The organism is Paraburkholderia sediminicola (assembly GCF_046027355.1).
In the GTDB taxonomy this organism is placed as follows: Bacteria; Pseudomonadota; Gammaproteobacteria; order Burkholderiales; family Burkholderiaceae; genus Paraburkholderia; species Paraburkholderia sediminicola_B.
The window spans coordinates 252,090-271,218 of sequence record NZ_JAQQEK010000006.1; the positions used below are offsets into that span (position 1 = coordinate 252,090).

The following is a 19,129-nucleotide window of genomic DNA, read 5'->3' on the forward strand; positions in this document are numbered from 1 at the left end:
GAGCGTGCCCCAAATGCGTTGCTTGGGGTAATGCGCTCTCGCCCGACGAATCCAGCCGGCGTGGAAAAAACACGGTCGACCTTCCGTTGGTATTTATCTACTCTGTGCAGCTGCGATTGCGTCTTCCAGCATCGGAGTACCGATCAGTGCGCCGTGGATTCCGATAACACTCGCAATCTCGACGGCCTCCATGATTTCCTCCGCGGTTGCCCCGTGACGAAGTGCATTGCGCATGTGGATCCTGATGCCCGGCTCGTAAAGATGCGTGGCGGCGACATTGAGCGCGCAAAGCACAAGTTCCTTGATTTTCGGCGCTAGAGCACCGTTCTGCCACGGAACCGATGAGAATTCGAGGTACGCCTCGAAGAAATCCGGATCGAGTTCCAGCGCATCGTCCCATATGCGATCCCAATGCCCCTGTACCTCGGTGAAGCGCCGCTTCAAAGCTTGCCGGCGGCTATCCGCAGACACTGTCCGTTTTCGGAGACCTTCTTCCACAAGCACTTCTGCCAGGATGGGCATCGCTACATTGGCAGCGTGAATACCGATCGTACTGGTCAACTCGAGCACTTCCATCAGTTCTTCACGCGTGGCACCAAAATCCACGGCCGCCTTCAGATGCATCTGGATGCCCGGAGCGAAGAGATGGGTCGAGGACGCATTCACGGCGATATAGATGAACTCCTTGACCTTGTCCTCCAGGTGATTGTGTCGCAGTGGCACCGCTGACAGGTTAAGGTAGGCATGCAGGAAATCACAGTCGACGCGAAGAATACTTTCCCATTGCGGAGCCCACGTCTTCCGCACGCGAATGAACTCGTCCTTGATCGATTGCTGTCTGGGGGTCAGCGTCATCGCTTCTCCGCTAGGGATGTATAGAGGGTGACTAACCGTTAGAGGGGTCAGCGCTCGCCCGGGTATTTCACGGAAAACCCATCGCATCACGCATACGGTCAGGAGCATGATCGACGTCATACCGTCGCACTGTTTAAGGTGCTTGACAAGCGAAGGGAAAATATACGGCTATCTGTTTGACAGATAACGCAACGCCGGCAACGAATGAGACCGCCCTTTTGTGGTCCGTACAAGTTTGTGGGGCGAAGCCGCTACTGGATGATGGGGATAGCAAACAAAAAAAGCGCACTTCTGAGAACGTGCGCCGCGACGAAAGAAGGGCAGGGTAGGGTAGGAGGAAAGTCCCTTCATGCCGCAAAAAAACCAGTCAACCGATGGCCGACGCGAGTTGGCCAGCGATCATGCAACGTTTCATAAGGAACGGACAAATACGATCAGGCGGAACCGGTCGATATGTCGTGCCATAGCTTGGCGACGATCACAAAGGAACCGTTCACATACGCCCAGTTCAAGTGATCGATGAAAACCTTGTCGTGGATGCGCAGGCGAACTTTGGTGACTGCAATGTCGGTCGACAGAAAGTCCGCCGAGATCAACGCATCGTCACGTTTTTGGCCCTTGCTCATTGGCGACACACGTTCAGCGATGACTCGGCGGTAGTCGGCAATGGGGACGACAGTTAGTTTTCCATCGTCCATGTCGAACAAGCTGCAACTCGTGTGGAAAACCCGATCAAATTTGTCCAGATCGCACTCGTGCAGTGCCTGAAAATATAGATCGACGGCTTCGACAAGTTCGGGCATCTTCTCGATAGACATACTGAATTTCCTCTTGGTTTTCAGGTGTTAAGCGAACGCCTGACTGTGGTGATAGAGCCCTGAGATGACATCCGCTTGGGTCATCATCCCGACTAGCTGGCCGTGGGAGTCGACAACTGGTATGTGGTGATGTCCGTGCTTTGCAAACATCGGAACAATTGTCATCAGTAACGTCCTGGCTTCGACCGTTTCCGGTCTTTCCGTCATCAAACTATCGACCAACGTCTCCTGGCTGGAGACGGTCCAGGGATCGGGACGCGAACTGCAGGCCTCGGTAGCGCGGACGGTCTCTTCGCGTCCGTAGACATCCGCCCACGTGACTATGCCAATGACCTGTTTCGATCCATCGGTTACCGGAAGAGCTTTGATGCGATGTCTAAGCAAAATGTCGCGAGCTGTTTTCAATGAGGTCTTTGTTGGTATGCAGATGGCCGGACGTGACATAACGTCGCCACACGTCAGCTCGCCGAAGCTACGAGCGTAGGCCAACATCTGCGCTTCTTTAGCAGCGAGGCAAGACAGAGATGGGTGACGGAACGAAGCGGTTGAACCAATGGATCATGCGATATTCCCACGCCCGCCGGAGCGTAGCGGCTTGCATTCATCGGAAGCAATATATGCAGTGCAATGGACAGCTTGCATTCCCTGCACATCACCGTCTATGCGTTCAGATCGTGACGAACAGACGAGGAGCGGTTTGCCCACGTTGACTCCACTTTCTCATCGTGCCTCAGATCTCGGAATATCCAGATTCGATTCTCTTATCGATCGGACCTGCGATGCTGATAAGTTGCGAATCGTAAGCTCGTTGCCTTCGAGTTTGAATACCCACCATAGGCAAACACTCTTTCCCGGCGAGAACAAGTTAAGCGTGCACTCAGCGGCCCCGTCTGGCCGGTAACTGCATGGAGGCCGAAGATTTGCATGACATCTGTGAGCGTGCCCGGAAGCCGTTCGCCTCTTGCGAGCGAATCGGGGGTTATCTGTTTATGCGATACCCCTATCGTCACAAACCGCCTATGCATATTGGAAACGTTGCTAAGCTGTTTCCTGCGCCATATATCAACAATCCGAACGTGAGAACGTCGCTATATGGTTCGTCTGACCTTCGATGGATATGTCCGCAATGATGGCAACCTTCGGATCCTTACAGCCACGAAAGTTCCAGCCGGGGGATGTTCGCTTTGTGAAATTTATCAGCGAGGTAGGCGATGGACCAACTATACATGTTGCGAGCGTTCGTTGCAGTCGCACAGCATAGAAGCTTTAGCAAGGCGGCTGCATCATTGGGCGTGACCACCGGCTCGATCTCCAAAGCCATCGCCAAGCTCGAAGAGAGCGTCCAGACGCTGATCCTGCATAGAACAACCCGATCCGTTTCAGTGACAGATGCGGCACAGTCGTACTATCTGAGTTGCTGCCGTCTCCTCGAAGAACTTGATGAAGCGAATCGTCGGATTGCGCAGGAGCGTGAAATCGATAGTGGAAGGTTACGACTTGTTGTACACCCGATGCTGGTGAACAGGACCTTCTCGCGACTTGTGTCCAACTATGAAGCTATCGCTCCCAACGTGAATCTCATGGTTTCCGTTCGGGAAGAAGCGGTGAACCTGTATGACGGCCACTTCGATATGGCGATCCTTCCGCCTCATCTTGTAGAACAGTCTGGGGTTATTCGCCGTACGCTGTCCAGGTCGCGGCACGTTTTTGTCGCCGCACCCGGTTATCTTGAACGATGCGGTACACCTGAAGCCGCTTCGGATCTGGCTGGCCATTTCCTTCTCCTGGACCCTGCGTCAAAGCAGAAGGGCACGAATTTCATCGATCTTCTGGAAACCGGATCACGAATGAGTGTGCTGCCAATGTCGTCCATGGACGGTAACGAAGTGCTGCTTCGGGCAGCGGCACTTACGGGAACCGGCATTGCGACCTTACCTGAGGCTATGGTTCGTGAAGACATTGCCGCAGGGCATCTCACGCACATCTTGCCGCGGTGCTCCACGTCAGAAAGTGGTGTGGAGATATGTCTTTTCTACTCGCACCGCGAACTGCTTCCTGTGAGGCTGAGGACCTTCGTCGATTTCTGCATTGACTTTTTCCGCTCGCTTCCTGGATCTATGCCTAATGCGATGGCGGCAATTTCACAGCGCCTGGACCACGACGTAGATCGTGCGCTGACAACGGTCTGAAGCCTGGGTGAAAGAGCGTCGAATTGCACCGCGCTATTCATCATTTTCGGTGGTCAATAGGATACCGCCATGGAAATGCGTCAATTGAGAATCTTCTGTGCTGTGGCCGAAGAGGGCAGCTTCACTGCGGCGGCGGACATAGTGCACACCGTGCAGTCCAATGTCACTATGCGGGTGAAAGAACTCGAGGCCGAGTTGCGTCAGCAACTGTTCATTCGGCAAAAGAGCGGAGTGGTGCTCACGTCGGCCGGACAGACTTTCCTCAGCTACGCACGCCGCATTCTGCAACTCACGGAGGAGAGCCGCAATGCGCTGCTGGATACCGCAACGCCGACAGGGTACCTTCGACTCGGATCGATGGAAACGACGGCTGCTATACGACTGCCGCAAGTACTGACGAAGTACCGGGCAAAGCATCCCCAGGTCAAGTTATCTCTATTGACGGGCACCACCGCCGAATTGATCAAGGCCATCGAAAGTTATCGCCTCGATGGCGCTTTCGTGGGCGGATTTCACGAGAACGCAGGTCTGTCGCAGGAGGAGGCGTTCGAAGAGGAACTGGTCCTTGTGAGCAGTTGTGAGTTTGACTCGCTGGCAGCGCTTATCCGCGTCATGCCTCAGCAAACGGTGCTTGTTTTTCGGACCGGATGCTTTTACCGCTCCACGCTTGAGCATTGGTTTCATCAGGTCGGGCTGGTTCCCAATCAGTTGATGGAACTGGGAACGCTTGATGGCATCCTGTCATGTGTCGCTGCCGGCATAGGCGTCACGTTGTTGCCGAAGACCGTCGCTGAAAGCTATGGATCGCGGCAGTCGATCCGCTACCATCGGCTGCCGCCCGAGTTCGCAAATGTGAAGACAGTTTTCATTCGCAGGAGTGACACCTTGATCACCCCGGCGTTGACTGCATTCATTAGTCTGGCGCGAGATCAGTTTATCCCGGTGAACGAAGACACGAAAATCGTCATGGAGAGAGTCGTGACAGGGAAACATGCCGCTATCAGCGCGCCGGAGGCCAACGTCCACTAGGGTGACAGGTAATGCTGGATCGGTGACGGCGGCGCTGCCCAGCGTGCGAGGTTAGCGCCGCGATCTCGAGCGGACAGCACGGCGTGCCTTTGCATGTCCCGGATCCGCCATCCACATGCATACCGCCCAGACAAACGGTGCGCTCAAGCGTGGTCCTGAGACGATTGGATGTTTTCGCAAGTAGGGCGTCTGAGATGCCGTTGCGGTTAGACAGCTCCGCCTGCCGTCTGATAAAAGGGCACCGGTGCGCAGTGGTCGTTTGCATCATCGCCCCACGTTTTCGGGGCTGCCGATGACACAGGTAGCCCTTCGATGAGTTCAGCCACCCGTTCGGCCGCGGAGACGACACTGCCGATCTTTCCAACACCCTGTCCGGCATAAAGCGACAGTTTCTGTGCCATCCTCGGCTTGTCAATCACTCGTGCTCCGCCTCCGATGAAGCGCAGCAGATTCCACTTGTCGCGGTTCGGAATCACCCGGTGCGGGGTGCCGTACTTCCAGCCGAATGAGTAGCCCGTCCGATACTCAGTATCGTCCACGGTGGATTCGACGATCTTTTGCTTGTAAAGCGGATGTGCGTTCGACTCGTGGCTTGCCACGAACGCTGTACCTACGAGGACGCCCGCGGCGCCGAGTCCCATCGCGGCCCTGACGTCGTCGCGATTGGTGATGCCTCCCGCCGCCAGGACCGGCCGTCCTCGCGCGATCTTGCAAATCGCCGGCAGCAGCGACATCAGGCCAATGGTGCCCCGGTTGAGGTGCCCGCCGCTCTCGCTTCCCTGCGCCACGATAATGTCTGCCCCGCGCTCAATGGCCATCTCAGCAAGTTCGACTGTGCCAACCTGCACCGAGACCACCAGTCCCGCATCCTTGGCACGGGGAATCATATCGGCATAGTCCTCGGCGTAGAACAGGGAAAGCAGCCGCGGCTTTTCCCTGAGGATGACCTGGAACTGCGCTTCGAATACCTCAGGACCACCGAACGACGGAACGAGGTTCACTCCGAAGGGCACGTCTGTGAGTTCCCTTGTTTCCCGTATCCATTTGAGCAGGGCCAGCGGCGGCAGTCGCAGGCCGCCGAGCGTACCCATTCCGCCGGCATTCGCCACCGCGGCGACAAGCTTGGGGCCAGAAATCGCTGCCATACCCGCCAGGAAGATGGGATACCTGACGCCGCAGAGTCGAGTGACCTCGCTCACGGCAAAATCCGATTTGACTTCGCTCATGGCTTCAAAGCTCCACGTGTTTTCCGATCATTCGTTTTAGGGCGTCATTCCGCAGAACCAGGTGATTCTTGAGCGCGCCAAAGATATGCAGCGCCAAGCCGAGGAGAAAGGCAGTCGCGCCGACGTTGAAAAGGAATTCGACAACCCGCTTGAACTGCGCGTTGGGTTCAATGAGAGCAGGTATCGCGAATCCGCCTGGCAGACCAATAACCTCGCCTGCGGCCGACTTTGAAAGCCATGCGGCGATCGGAAGCAGAACCATTGCCAAGGCTAGCGAAACTGCCACGGATCTGCTGACGATCACCTCAATGGGGTTCGGCGTGCCGACGGGCAAGGGGTGGTAGGAAGACATCCGCGCCGCGAACCGATAGATCGAGATAACGAACAATATGGAGCCCAGCAGGTTTTGCATCCGCGTCAAGTCCGCCCTTTGCACCTCGCCGGTTGTTTCGGATATAGCGATGTCAACGCCGATAATCGAGAGTAGCAGAGCGGCCACGAGCCAGTGCAGCGCGATAGTGATGGGTGAGAACCCCAGGCCATTGTCCCGCAGTTTCATACTTACCTCCTTGCGTGTGTTTTCTGACGACGGACGGGCCATGAAGAAGGCTGAAACCGTCAGGTCAAGTTCAGCCCTCAAGGCAGGCACCAGCCGAAAACCAGGTGGATTGCTACTTCGGATGCGTGCGACACAGTCGGCGCACGAATCCGGCATTGGCCGTGTCAGCAGGACTCGATGTCGGCGATGGTGATAATGAGGAATTGATGGGCGAGGTTCATTTGCTCGCCCCCCGCGATAATCGTTTTGGTGGTCTGATCGAATTCGCCACCGGCGCATCGAATAGCCGATTGGTCCGAATGCCGGCCACTGCGGTTGTTTCCATCAGTTTGTCTCCGTCCTTGGAAGGTTTTTGTTGCACAGTCTCATTAGGAGATCGCTTGGTCTACCTCCCAGGCTGCAGCTTTCTGTTTCTTGAACGATATATGGGCCGCGCAATCACATCAAATGATGATTTGTGATGGCTGAAATCTCTTTTAGTGAATTTGCCGGGTGAGCAGACAGGTGACCACTAGATTTGGTTCTCAACAGTCATCGCGAGGTCTGCACATATCCGGGCGAGAACCAGAATCGTGCATTCATGCTGAAACCGTCGGGAAAGGGTGACCTCTGCGACCCTCCAAAGCATTGCTATTTACCAGGTGTAAAAGGTGTTGTTCATGCGTTGGACTTTGTTCAGCGTCATCGCAACCTTATAGTGCTTACAGGAGGCTGAACGCGAGCGAGATGATCTCGACTGCCGTGGTCGAACGTGGGTGTGCGATTTCAGTGGATATTCCTGACGAAGTCATGGCTTGCCACTCGGGAAACGATTGATGCATGGTGAGCCAAAGCCTGAGCGCGGCGCCTCAATCGCAACGTTCGAAAGCGATGTCTACGACAACCGATAATCGCGGCCGATCACTTGGCATCTACTAGTGAAAAGGACGAAATCATTCTGTAACGGACTCATCGCCAGCCTTCCATCGATGACAAGGAAACTCCCATGACATTGAAGCACGGTGTACCACCCGGCGTCCGTGTCTCGCCTGAAGATTACGAAACCGTCGAGGCAGGGCAGCGCACCCAGATTGAGCGGCGTCGGTATCAGATGTATCCCCGTCTGACCGAAACGCGGATAGCTAAAGCGGCGCGCTTCGGAACGACGGAGCACTGGAAAGCCGGCGACGTCATGTTTCGCGCCGGAGAGCAGAGCGATGGCATGAGGATCTTGACTCGTGGAACGGTACATTTGATCGTCCGGAACGGATTCGGGCAGTCGCATCTTTTTCAGGAGGTTGGAGAGGGGCACTTTCTCGGAGAGACAGCCACCCTCAGCGGCAAGCCATACCTCGTTGATGCGATTGCCATCACTGACGTTGATGCGTTCCTCATCGCGCCTGAGCAGCTCCGGGCGCTTCTGATTGCGGAAGCGCAGCTCGGCTCAGAGATCATGCGCGCATTCATTCTCCGACGCGTCGGATTGATTCAGGATGGGAGTGGTCCGATCCTGATCGGAACTTCGACCGACGCGAGACTCATCGTTCTCGCCAATCTGCTGAGGCGCGCCAATCATCCGCATCGGATCCTCGATCCGGCCACCGACGATGAGGCTCGCGATTTCCTTTTGAAAACACCGTGCCTGGAAGGACAGATGCCGCTAGCCGTGCTGGTCGATGGCTCTATCCTGCACAATCCTGATGAAACACTCCTCGCGTCGAAGCTCGGTCTGCTCCGTGGCTTCGATGAATCCGGCACGTACGACATCGTCATTGTCGGCGCGGGTCCAGCCGGACTCGCTGCGGCCGTGTACGCCGCGTCAGAAGGACTTTCCGTGCTTGTTTTCGATGTGAAGGGATTTGGCGGACAGGCCGGCGCAAGCACCAGGATCGAAAATTATTTCGGGTTTCCAACCGGAATCTCCGGTCACGTTCTTGTTAGCCGCGCATTCGAGCAGGCCGTTAAATTTGGCGCGGAAATAGTCATACCGACCGAGGTGGCAAAACTGCACTGCGCGGAATCGCCTTTCAGGATCGAACTCAGGGATGGCCGTTGTGCCCGCGCGAAGACGGTCGTTATAGCATCCGGTGCTGCTTATCGCCGCCCTCGAATCACGGGTCTCAACGAGTCAGAGATTCGTGGCGTCTACTATTGGGCGTCCTCGATCGAGGGCCGTCTCTGTCAGGGTTCGGAACTCGTACTCGTGGGAGGAGGGAATTCTGCTGGACAGGCAATCGTCTTCCTGGCGAGCTATGCAGCACATGTCCATGTGCTGATTCGACGCAAGAACTTGCACGAAACAATGTCGAGATATTTGATCGACCGTGTGAACTCGTTCGCGAACGTGACGATTCATGGCAACTCTGCCATCGAATCTGTCGTATCCGACGAGGACAGCGTGACGGAGGTTCATTTCCGTTCGGCTGGGAGTCACACACGAATCCCGACTCGCCACCTCTTTCTTTTTACCGGCGCTGACCCAGCCACTAGCTGGTTACGCGGATGCGGAGTGGAAGTTGATGACAAAGGTTTCGTTATAACCGGCCGCACTGATTCGACGGAGTCAGTGACGGCCAATTTCGCATTTCAGACGAGTGTTCCGGGCGTTTTTGCAATCGGCGACGTGCGCTCGACGTCGATCAAGCGTGTCACGTCCGCAGTCGGAGAAGGTGCCGGCGTAGTGTCCGAAATACATGCGCTGTTGGCGGCCGAACGTTGAAGATGTGCCCGATCGCGGCTCCTGGCATAATCGCGAGCGACGCAGCCACGGTCAATAGAGTGTGCGTCATGCTTTCCCGCGATGTACCCGTCATCCCTTTTTGCGCGTGCTTCGCTTCCGTGCTGGGGATCCGTGTGACTGAAACACGGTCATGTCAGACAGGATGCGTTTGAGGATCTCGTCAGCTCCCTTTGAGAGTGGACGCCCGTTGCGCACGAGGACTCTGGCCTGCGCGGACAAAAACAGCGGATGGTCGACCGTTCTCGAAATCAATGTTCCTGCCTCGAGCTCGGCGCGGGCAGCAAACCTGGTTGCGAAAATAACTCCACGTCCCGCCTTCGCAAATCTGATCAGCACACGCAGGGAATTAACGGTGAGTACTGGTGCGAGACGCAGATTTTCTGCGAAAGCGAGGGCCTGCATGAGCTGACCGAGACCGAAAGCCACTGGCATGAGACCAATCGGATAAGAAAGTGCCTGATGGACAGAGATTGGGGCCCGGGTATCGCCCTGTGACAGTGGATGATCCCTTGCGGCGAGTACCACGACGGGTTCTGGGGCGCTTGCGAGATATCGAACGTGTGGGGAGTTGGGCGGGTTGTACGCGATTCCGATGTGCGCGATGTCTTCTTCGACTTCTCTTACCACCTCGTTGACGGGCGCCACGTTCATGACCACATCCAGCTTCGGGTACTGCGCCGAGAAACTGTTCAGCACTTCGTCCAGGAAGTCATCGACGAAGCCTTCGCTGATGGAGATCCGAACCTGACCTCGCTGCAAGCCGCGCAACTCATTTAGTCTGCCCTGAAGATGCTCCTGCTGTGCCTGGCAAGCTCTCCAATATTCCAGCAGTTGATGTGCCGCCTCGGTTGGCGTTACGCCGCGGGATTGTCTTTCAAACAGGACCATCCCGATCTCATCTTCCAGCAGCTTGATCTGTCGCGTAATGACCGATGGCGCCGTATTGACGCTGTCGGCGGCGCTGCGAATTGAGCCATGGGTCAGCACTTCATGAAAATAACGAAGCCTGCGTTGGTTTATTTCCCGCATAAGGTAAATCCCCGCGTTGCTCAAAAGACAACGATAGCGGTCCACAGTTGCTCTTGCAACCAGGTTTTTCTTGGGTAACGATGCAGACACCAGAACCGCCGGATCCGCAGTCGAAACGGGAGCAATTTGATGTCTACACTATCTTCTGCTGCGCTCTTGAACGGCAAGCGAGCTGTTTATCGTCGTATAGACCTGCATGTGTTACCGCTATTGGTGTCCTGCTATCTCTTCGCTTATCTTGATCGGATCAACATCGGATTCGCGAAGTTGCAGATGCAGTCCGACATCGGAATCACCGACGCGGCGTTCGGGGTGGGCGCCGGGATTTTCTTTCTTGGGTACATGCTCTTCGAAATCCCGAGCAACCTGCTGCTACCTCGCCTCGGAGCGCGCAAAACGCTCAGCCGAATCATGGTGCTATGGGGACTCACATCCGCCTCAATGATGTTTGTTCACGATGTGCATTCCTTCTACATTCTGCGGTTCATGCTCGGAGTCTTCGAAGCCGGTTTCGCACCGGGAATGGTCTTTTATCTGACATGCTGGTATCCACAGGCGCGCATGGCACAGGTGATGGCTTTCGTGATGGCGGCCGCGCCTCTCGGTGGGATTGTCGGGGCGCCGTTGTCGACAGGGATCATGGCCTTGCTTTCGGGTGCGCACGGGCTTGCCGGTTGGCAATGGATGTTTCTCCTCGAGGGCTTGCCCTGTGTTGTCCTCGGAGTCGTTACGTTCTTCTGTCTGGATGATCGCATTGAATCGGCGCGATGGCTGTCCAGCGATGAGAAGGCGTCACTTCTGCAAGACATCGGAAGCCGGAAGGCAAGCCACGCAGGGTTTAGGGACGTCTGCACCGACGGCCGCGTCTACGCCATGGCACTCGCGTATTTTTGCCTTATCTGTGGCATCTACGCCGTCAGTTTCTGGCTCCCCACAATCCTTAAGTCAGGAGGCGTGTCAGATCTCTTGACCATTGGCTTCCTGTCAGCAATTCCCTATGGTCTTGCGGTAGTCGCGATGTGGATGATAGGCCGAAGCTCCGATAAACGGATGGAGCGTCGCTGGCATAGCGCGGTCTCCGCAATGATTGGTGCGGTTGCGCTGGCCATTTCAGCACTTTCGATAGGGTCACTGTGGTTATCGCTCGCCAGCATCACGTTGGCGACGGCTCTCACGTGGGCTGCGTACACGGTGTTCTGGGCCATGCCGTCTGAGCATCTGAAGGGGGACGTAGCGGCCGGCGGCATTGCGCTGATCAACACGATTGGGCTGCTTGGCGGATTTGTCAGCCCAAGCATCATAGGTTGGGTAAAAAGCGCAACCGGGAGCATGCAGACCGCACTTTTGCCAACGGTTGCTCTGTTGATGGTGGGAGCGTGCGTTCTAGCGCTTATTCGATCCAAACGAGAAGCTTGAAGGACGCCAGATCATGAAAATACTGATTGCCGGGTTCCAGCACGAGACAAACACGTTTGCGCCGTCCAAGGCGGACTATGAGAATTTCGTCCGCGGGGAAGGATTTCCAGCCATGGTCCGCAAGGACGACGTATTTCAGCTGCAAAAAGTGAACATCCCAATCGGCGGATTTATCCAGGAGATGCAAGCGGAAGGACATCACCTGATCCCGGTCATATGGGCGGCAGCGAGCCCCTCGGCCCACGTAACCCGATCAGCTTACGAGCGGATTGCTGGCGAAATCGTCGAAGCGGTCCGCACCACCACGGTAGACGCGATTTATCTGGACCTGCACGGAGCCATGGTCGCCGAGCATGTCGACGACGGGGAAGGGGAACTGCTGGCACGCATTCGAAGTATTGTCGGTAGTGACCTACCTGTCGTCGCGTCACTTGATCTGCATGCGAACGTAACGGAACAGATGCTGCGCAATGCAAGCGGTTTCGTGGCATACCGGACCTACCCCCACGTGGACATGGCCGATACCGGAAGGGCCGCGGCGCATCTATTGCGAAGGTTGATGACGAGCGAAACGCCAGTCACGATGGCCTATCGGCGCATCCCGTTTCTCATTCCGGTGAATGCGATGTGCACGCTGCTCGACCCGGCGCGTAGTGTCTACGAGCATCTGGTAGCCCGGGAAAATGCGGCAGTACTGTCAATTTCGTTCACACCGGGATTCCCCGCTGCTGATTTTCCTGAATGCGGACCGATGGTCTGGTGCTACGCCACCGAACCAGGCCACGCGGATGCGGCGGTGGCAGCCATTTATGACGAGGTCATCGAGCGAGAGTCCGAATGGGCGGTTGAATTTCTCGACCCGGACGAGGCTGTGCGTGAGGCACAGCGAATCGCTTCCCGCGCGAGCCGTCCGGTGATCATCGCCGATACGCAGGATAATCCTCATGGCGGCGCTGATTCAAATACAACGGGAATGCTCCGGGCACTGGTGCGCAACAAAGCTCAGGGAGCTGCACTGGGCTTGATGTGGGACCCCGAAGTCGTTCGAGAGGCTCACAAGGCGGGCAAAGGAAGTTACATCACGGTAGCGTTGGGCGGCAAGTCAGGGGTTGTCGATGACTTCCCGTTCGAGGCGACATTCGAAGTTGAACATCTTTCAGACGGCAAATGTATCTTTGATGGTCCGATGATGCACGGAATGCATGTCGATGTCGGTCCGACTGCCTGCCTTCGAATCGACGACGTCAGAGTCGCGGTGAGTTCCGTTAAGGCACCGATGAACGATCGCAACCTTTTCAGAATGGCTGGTATCCAGCCTGAGAAGATGAGGATTCTGGTGAACAAGAGCTCGGTGCATTTCCGCGCGGACTTCGGTCCAATCGCCGAGCGCATTCTCGTGGCCAAGTCGCCTGGTCCGATGGCAGCTGATCCGGCTGATCTGCCGTGGAAACGACTAGGCGCCAGTACGCGTGTGCGCCCAACCGCGAGTTCAAACCGGCCACCCAACGACGACAATCTCCGTCCAGACGAGCGATCAACCAACTTGTGGGGTGATTAAATGACATTGCGAGTACCAGACCTTTCCCGGTTTCCCAAGGCGCAATTGCGCGACGGACCTTCACCGATTGTGGCACTGCCTAGATTGAGTCAGTACTTAAGAGGTGCAGAAATCTATGTCAAGCGGGACGACCTTGATGGCCTGGGGGGCGGGGGCAACAAGCTGCGCAAGCTCGAATTCCTGATCGGTGAGGCGCAGGCGAGCGGCGCTGACACGATCATCACGGTTGGCGGCCGACAGTCAAATCATGCCCGGTTGACGGCAGCGGCGGCTGCGCGCGTTGGAATGAAATGTGAACTGGTGCTCTCGAGGCTGGTTCCGATCGAGGACGACGACTACGTCGAAAATGGCAATGTGGTGCTAGACCGCCTCTTTGGTGCGGTCATTCATGATGTTCCAGGGAGCGTAAGCGCGCTGCAGGTTGCGGAAGAGCGGGCCGCAACGCTGCGCGCCGAGGGGCGAAAAGTGTATGTGTGTCCGCTCGGTGGATCGAGCCCGGTCGGCTGCCTGGGCTATGTCTCCTGTGCGATTGAGATTCTCGACCAGTCGAGGAAGGTCGGAATTGACTTTGACTATATCGTTGTCGCGAATGGCAGTGGTGGCATGCAGGCCGGGCTGATAGCGGGTGCGATCGCTGCTGGTGTGTCGCCGACGAAAGTAGTGGGGTACACCGTTCTTGCGCCGCTTGAAAAAGCTTATGCCACCACATACGAAAAAGTGCAGCAGACGCTTGACCTGATCGGTTCTGGTCTCACGGTATCCGGCAACGACGTTGTTCTTCATGGTGACCAACTCGGAAGCGGTTACGGATTACCTACTAATTCAATGCGCCGGGCAGTCAATCTTTTGGCCAGCCAGGAAGGCCTTCTATTGGATCCGGTATATAGCGGCAAGGCGTTCGCCGGTCTAATTCAGAATGTCGAAAATGGAGCATTCGGTGCGGGAAAAAAGGTTCTATTTCTTATGAGTGGGGGCACCCCTTCGTTGTTTGCATATCGCACCGCGTTTGAGTGACTGATGGCCTATCCGTCCGGCCCGTCGGATTCGCATTTCAGGCCGGTTGTCGCCTGGTGGGAACACTCGCCACATGCCGTCGCCGTGTTTGAAGAAGAGAATCACAAGAAGTCCGGTTGGATGAAGTACCTCGGCTCGTATGCAGCGTGTTGGCCCTACACCAACGCAACTGAAGCGTGTGACACGAACCGGCATTGATGGGGTTGGAGCCAGCCATTTGTCGATCAACAAACGCAATGATGTCTGATGAGCGTTCAGTACCGCCTCCTTCTACCTCTTTCCGTCGAATGACAGAGTTGTAGCTCGACACGAACTTTTAGACAGCAGCGCTCACGTCCGTCCACGCGTTAAAGTTCGCCGGTTAGATACTGAGCGACTCCGTTCCCGAAGCTCCAGTCCGAATCGGAGTTGGTAGTGATGGAGACGATCACATCATTCGCGCCCGTGCCGCAGCTTGTCTCCAATTCGGCCGTAAGCTCACTATAGAATTTGCGCTTTGATTCATCAGAACGTGGACGAGTGGTGACTGAAACCAGAGTCAGTTTGTCGGTGCGTACAATTCCGAGCCCGGTGTCTTCTGCGATAAACCGGCGGAGCTTGTGTTCCGTCAAGACTTGGTAGCGGTCCGTTTGGGGTACGTCGAAAGCCTTGACTACGGCTCGATGTATGGCATCGAGCAAGGAGGTGATTTCGGCCTCCGTCCTTCCTTGAAGGACATCGATACGAATTAGCGGCATTATTTCCTCCCTGAGTAAAGTGGATAGCAGCCCAACGTATGCGTTAGCGTTGGGCCTGGTGAGCCTCACAATGGTTGAGCCTTAGGATAGGCAAGCTACACCAGCACGCGCTTATCCTACTTTGCATTCTCCTTTCTTTGGTCGATACAGTCGCGTGGATATTTGATCGCCGGCTAACAATTGAAATTCCCACGGCGTCGGTCTACGTTGATGATGGCGTCGCAGTCCGCTAGCTGAATATCGGACAACGCGCACAGGCGCCGTGGGAATGCAATGTCGGTGACGGCGCACGGCGAATAAGCGAGGCCGTGTGCAAAAAGGCCCGTATGCCGCGTAACACATGCGCGGCGCTGACGCATGGTTGACGTACAGGAACAATTGAATTACCGCGGACTGCGATAATCTCGCATCGAAGGTCGTTCAGAATACGAGGCATCCGAAGCACGGACGAGACGTCAAGGTGTCTTTCGACGTGGCCAGGTTATTCACATGAACACTAACCCGCAACACGCTTCCGTGACGATGACTCGTGGCCGCAGCGCCGGCCGCTCTGCCGACGAGCTGCAGGACCTTCCGTGCATATTTGCCTGACGTTTATGCCGCACGGCCCCGGTACTCGACGAACTCGCCACCCATGTCGTGCCGCGTTTTCCGGCTTTGAGTGCGCCGTAATCGGGCGAGCGATCCTGCGGGCATTCGCAAATTCGGCTGCCCCCGTTTGTGGCTGCCCTTGTATCGAGCCGTTCGCGTAACAGGTCATCTTCATCACGAAAGCAATGAAACAACCAATCAGAATCGATTTTGTCTCCGACGTAGCGTGCCCCTGGTGTGCGATCGGCCTATCCTCGCTCAAGCTTGCGATTGCGCGTCTTGGTGAGGCCGTCGAGGTCGAATTGGTCACGCATCCCTTCGAACTGAATCCGCAGATGGGCAACGACGGCGAAGCACTTGTCGAACATATCGGAAAGAAATACGGACGCACCCCGGAACAGATAGCCGAGGCACAGGCCGCGCTCCGCGAGCGTGGCGCGAATGTCGGCTTTACCTTCGGCCCGCGTACGCGCATTTATAACACCTTCGATGCGCACCGCCTGTTGCATTGGGCCGGTATCAAAGGCAAACAGTTACCGCTGAAACAGGCGTTACTACGGGCCTATCATGGCGAGGGTAGAGCCCCGAGCAACCACGACGTTCTGGTCGAAGCCGCCGAATCCGTGGGACTTGACGCGGCGCAGGCGCGCACTGTTCTGCAAAGCGGCGACTACGCCAATGAAGTTCGTGCGGAAGAAGAGAAATACCAGGCGATGGGCATCCATTCGGTGCCCTCAATCATCTTTGATAATCGTTATTTGCTGACCGGTGCACAGCCTGTCGAAGCCTTCGAGGAAGCCATCCGACAGATTCTGGCGGGGGCGTAGTGTGACTTTCGCGGTGACTTCCGCGCGGCAATGTCGGTTCGTCGTCGACTTCGGAAATTTTTCATAGGGTAGTGTTATGGATGTTGCCGACCTCAAGGCATTTGAAGCGGTCGCTCGCCATGGGAGCATGAACAGGGCGGCCGTAGAGTTGCACACTGTCCAGTCCAACGTAACGGCCCGCATCCGTTCGCTGGAAAGAGAGGTTGGTGTTGCGCTCTTTCAGCGACATGTCCGCGGTGTGAGCATGACGCCGGCGGGTCAGCGTATGCTTCCTTACGCGGCGCGAATCGCCAAGCTCGTTGCAGACGCCCGCGTGGCCGCCATGGATGACGGACCGCCGGGTGGTTCCCTGGTGTTGGGAACCATGGAAACCGCTGCGGCGCTGCGGCTCTCGCCGATTGTGAGCAACTTCGCGCGGATGTATCCGCAAGTCAGGCTGTCGCTAACGACCGGAACAAGCTCAAGCCTCGCGATGGATGTCGCGGAATGTCGTCTGGATGGGGCGTTCATGGCAGGTCCTCTTGACCACCCGGAGCTCCACAGCGAGACGATTCTCCATGAAGAACTGGTGCTTGTGACCCCTCGAACCATACACTCGCTGGAGTCTTTGACGTCGATCCCGAACCTGAAGACGATTGTGTTCCGCGTCGGGTGCGCGTATCGGCAGCAACTGGAAGCGCTGCTTGAGGAGATGGGGATTCTCGCGACGACGCTTGAGTTCGGCTCGTTGGATGCAATCATTGCGTGTGTTGCGGCCGGTATCGGGATCACGTTGCTGCCGCGGGGCGTGGTCGTGGCGGCGGCGCAGCAGGACATCATTGCCATCCATGAGGTCTCGCCTGAGAAAGCACGCGTCGAGACGCTTTTCGTCCGACGGCATGACGCTTACATGTCGAGCGCCATGCGTGCTTTCGTCGAGGTCTCGCGCTCGGAGTTTGGGCCTTTGATGGCGGCGGCGTAGCGGACAACGTACGATCTCGCCTCCGCGATGATGACAACCCTCGCAAAACCTTCTCTCGACTTGTGTCGAACGATTACGCTATTACCTCAACGTGAACCTTATGGTTTCTATTCAGGAAGTAGCTTGTAGAGCAATCAGGGTTGTCGCGAGCAATACGGTACACGCGAGACCGCTTCGGAGTTGGCGAATATTGTGTAGGTTCAAATGGAGAGCTCGCGGATGACTGATGCACCTCTAACACTTGGCATCGACCATGTTGGTCTCACGGTCCGTAGTCTGAGCGTCACCCGGGATTTTTTCATCAACGTCCTGGGCTGGACACAGGTTGGCGGGAGGCCCGACTACCCGGCGGCTTTTGTGTCCGACGGCCACGTCACGCTGACACTCTGGGAGGTCAAGGATCTGGAAAATTGCGTGGAGTTCGACCGCAAAACAAATGTCGGTCTACATCACCTCGCGCTGCGGGTCGGTAGTAAAGAGGCTCTCGACGCAATTTTCACCCGGGTCTCCGGATGGCGAGGGGTAGTGGTTGAGTTCGCACCGGAGAACATGGGTGAAGGACCCAAGCGCCACGCGATGGTGTACGAGCCAGGCGGCATCAGAATCGAGTTCGATTTTGATCCGCGAATTCAGGCTGGCTGAGTTGTGCTGAGTCAGTGAGGAAGTAGTGGCATCCGATTTCTCACCAAAGTGGCGGCTGAAGCTGTCGTTCGAAGATTACCCAACGGGAAGTTTTAATCATGAGCCAAGCCGCGCAGCGCATTTTTTTGATTACCGGTGCGAGCTCCGGTTTTGGTCGTGCTTTGGCGAAAGCAGCATTGGACGCCGGCAACACGGTGATTGGCGTTGTAAGAAGCGATCCTGCAAAAGCTGAGTTTGAGGGATTGCATGCGCACCACGCTCACGGTGCGATCCTCGATGTGTCTGATTTTGATTCAATCAATGCGACGATCAAGGAAGTCGTCGAGCGCGTTGGTGCGATCGACGTTCTCGTGAATAGCGCGGGATACGGTCATGAGGGAATTCTCGAGGAATCTCCGCTCGAGGAACTCCGTCGTCAGTTTGATGTGAACGTGTTCGGCGCGGTCGCCATGATCAAGGCCGTGCTCCCGTCCATGCGAATACGACGCACGGGTCACATCATCAATATCACGTCGATGGCGGGGCTAGTTACATTTCCGGGTATCTCGTACTACTGTGGTAGCAAGTTCGCACTTGAAGGGATATCGGAAGCGCTGCAGCAGGAAGTGCGCAGTTTCGGTATCAAGGTGACGGCCGTTGCGCCGGGCGCGTTTCGCACAGACTGGGCGGGCAGATCGATGGTGCGCACTGAGCACAATATCGACGATTACGATCCGGTGTTTGCCCCGATCCGCCGCGCCCGTATGGCGAAAGATGGAAAGCAGCCTGGGGATCCGGTGAAGGCGGCGAAGATCATGTTGGACCTGATCGACGAGGTTGAGCCACCGGTTCACCTTGTGCTCGGCGATGATGCGTTAAGTGTAGTCCGGGACAGAATGTCTGTGCTGAGCCGCGAAATTGACGCCTGGGAATCCGTTTCGAAATCGACTGGCTTCTCGTGAAAACATAGCAGCGCTACC

18 protein-coding genes are annotated in these 19,129 nt (G+C 56.3%); 11 read left to right on the forward strand and 7 right to left on the reverse strand.

Going from position 1 to position 19,129, the window contains the following annotated elements; all coding sequences use genetic code 11:
* Positions 1 to 93: 93 nt before the first annotated feature.
* The 3 genes from PQR42_RS13245 to PQR42_RS13255 all read right to left on the reverse strand — a co-directional run bounded on the left by PQR42_RS13245 (position 94) and on the right by PQR42_RS13255 (position 2,165).
* A complete protein-coding gene (locus PQR42_RS13245; protein WP_408384367.1) occupies positions 94 to 855 on the reverse strand; it encodes a carboxymuconolactone decarboxylase family protein in 762 nt (253 codons plus the stop codon).
* Between the two features lie 434 nt (positions 856 to 1,289).
* The gene (locus PQR42_RS13250) at positions 1,290 to 1,673 is read right to left on the reverse strand and encodes a nuclear transport factor 2 family protein (RefSeq protein ID WP_408204218.1); all 384 of its coding nucleotides are present in this window, start codon (positions 1,671 to 1,673) and stop codon (positions 1,290 to 1,292) included.
* A gap of 27 nt (positions 1,674 to 1,700) precedes the next feature.
* Complete coding sequence (locus PQR42_RS13255; RefSeq protein WP_408384364.1) at positions 1,701 to 2,165, reverse strand: CBS domain-containing protein; 465 nt, start codon at positions 2,163 to 2,165, stop codon at positions 1,701 to 1,703.
* Between the two features lie 719 nt (positions 2,166 to 2,884).
* Here PQR42_RS13255 and PQR42_RS13260 point away from each other — a divergent pair.
* Both PQR42_RS13260 and PQR42_RS13265 read left to right on the forward strand, forming a co-directional pair.
* Positions 2,885 to 3,862, forward strand: coding sequence for a LysR family transcriptional regulator (locus PQR42_RS13260; protein ID WP_408384363.1), 978 nt, complete (start codon positions 2,885 to 2,887; stop codon positions 3,860 to 3,862).
* Between the two features lie 69 nt (positions 3,863 to 3,931).
* Complete coding sequence (locus PQR42_RS13265; RefSeq protein WP_408384361.1) at positions 3,932 to 4,891, forward strand: LysR family transcriptional regulator; 960 nt, start codon at positions 3,932 to 3,934, stop codon at positions 4,889 to 4,891.
* Positions 4,892 to 5,097: 206 nt separating this feature from the next.
* Here the strand turns inward: PQR42_RS13265 and PQR42_RS13270 are convergent, their stop codons facing one another.
* Together PQR42_RS13270 and PQR42_RS13275 are read right to left on the reverse strand one after the other, a co-directional pair.
* Positions 5,098 to 6,117, reverse strand: a complete 1,020-nt coding sequence (locus PQR42_RS13270) for an NAD(P)H-dependent flavin oxidoreductase (protein WP_408384360.1) — start codon at positions 6,115 to 6,117, stop codon at positions 5,098 to 5,100.
* Positions 6,118 to 6,121: 4 nt separating this feature from the next.
* Complete coding sequence (locus PQR42_RS13275; RefSeq protein WP_408384358.1) at positions 6,122 to 6,676, reverse strand: cytochrome b; 555 nt, start codon at positions 6,674 to 6,676, stop codon at positions 6,122 to 6,124.
* A gap of 161 nt (positions 6,677 to 6,837) precedes the next feature.
* Between PQR42_RS13275 and PQR42_RS13280 the strand changes: the two genes are divergently transcribed.
* The gene (locus PQR42_RS13280) at positions 6,838 to 7,137 is read left to right on the forward strand and encodes a hypothetical protein (protein ID WP_408204224.1); all 300 of its coding nucleotides are present in this window, start codon (positions 6,838 to 6,840) and stop codon (positions 7,135 to 7,137) included.
* A gap of 524 nt (positions 7,138 to 7,661) precedes the next feature.
* On the forward strand, positions 7,662 to 9,374 hold the full coding sequence (locus tag PQR42_RS13285) for an FAD-dependent oxidoreductase (RefSeq protein WP_408384356.1): 1,713 nt from the start codon (positions 7,662 to 7,664) through the stop codon (positions 9,372 to 9,374).
* Between the two features lie 90 nt (positions 9,375 to 9,464).
* On the opposite strand, the gene PQR42_RS13290 is transcribed toward PQR42_RS13285, so the two are convergent.
* Positions 9,465 to 10,424 carry a LysR family transcriptional regulator gene (locus tag PQR42_RS13290; RefSeq protein WP_408384620.1) on the reverse strand — a complete coding sequence of 320 codons (960 nt, stop codon included), beginning with the start codon at positions 10,422 to 10,424 and terminating at the stop codon, positions 9,465 to 9,467.
* A 129-nt stretch (positions 10,425 to 10,553) separates the two neighbouring features.
* Between PQR42_RS13290 and PQR42_RS13295 the strand changes: the two genes are divergently transcribed.
* From PQR42_RS13295 to PQR42_RS13305, 3 genes are read left to right on the forward strand one after another with little or no spacing between them, the layout of a single operon-like run.
* Complete coding sequence (locus PQR42_RS13295; protein WP_408384354.1) at positions 10,554 to 11,840, forward strand: MFS transporter; 1,287 nt, start codon at positions 10,554 to 10,556, stop codon at positions 11,838 to 11,840.
* 13 nt (positions 11,841 to 11,853) lie between these two features.
* Complete coding sequence (locus tag PQR42_RS13300) at positions 11,854 to 13,398, forward strand: M81 family metallopeptidase (protein WP_408493645.1); 1,545 nt, start codon at positions 11,854 to 11,856, stop codon at positions 13,396 to 13,398.
* The gene (locus PQR42_RS13305) at positions 13,399 to 14,412 is read left to right on the forward strand and encodes a D-cysteine desulfhydrase family protein (RefSeq protein ID WP_408384350.1); all 1,014 of its coding nucleotides are present in this window, start codon (positions 13,399 to 13,401) and stop codon (positions 14,410 to 14,412) included.
* 347 nt (positions 14,413 to 14,759) lie between these two features.
* Here PQR42_RS13305 and PQR42_RS13310 read toward each other — a convergent pair whose 3' ends face one another.
* Positions 14,760 to 15,149, reverse strand: coding sequence for a tautomerase family protein (locus tag PQR42_RS13310; protein WP_408384349.1), 390 nt, complete (start codon positions 15,147 to 15,149; stop codon positions 14,760 to 14,762).
* A 776-nt stretch (positions 15,150 to 15,925) separates the two neighbouring features.
* Here PQR42_RS13310 and PQR42_RS13315 point away from each other — a divergent pair.
* The 4 genes from PQR42_RS13315 to PQR42_RS13330 all read left to right on the forward strand — a co-directional run bounded on the left by PQR42_RS13315 (position 15,926) and on the right by PQR42_RS13330 (position 19,111).
* Positions 15,926 to 16,567, forward strand: a complete 642-nt coding sequence (locus PQR42_RS13315) for a DsbA family oxidoreductase (RefSeq protein ID WP_408384347.1) — start codon at positions 15,926 to 15,928, stop codon at positions 16,565 to 16,567.
* Between the two features lie 76 nt (positions 16,568 to 16,643).
* Positions 16,644 to 17,528: a LysR substrate-binding domain-containing protein gene (locus tag PQR42_RS13320; RefSeq protein ID WP_408384345.1), complete on the forward strand. Its 885-nt coding sequence runs from the start codon at positions 16,644 to 16,646 to the stop codon at positions 17,526 to 17,528.
* Positions 17,529 to 17,747: 219 nt separating this feature from the next.
* Positions 17,748 to 18,170 (forward strand): VOC family protein, encoded by a 423-nt coding sequence (locus PQR42_RS13325; RefSeq protein ID WP_408384343.1) that lies wholly within the window; start codon positions 17,748 to 17,750, stop codon positions 18,168 to 18,170.
* 98 nt (positions 18,171 to 18,268) lie between these two features.
* Positions 18,269 to 19,111: an oxidoreductase gene (locus tag PQR42_RS13330; protein WP_408384341.1), complete on the forward strand. Its 843-nt coding sequence runs from the start codon at positions 18,269 to 18,271 to the stop codon at positions 19,109 to 19,111.
* The last annotated feature ends 18 nt before the right edge of the window (positions 19,112 to 19,129 follow it).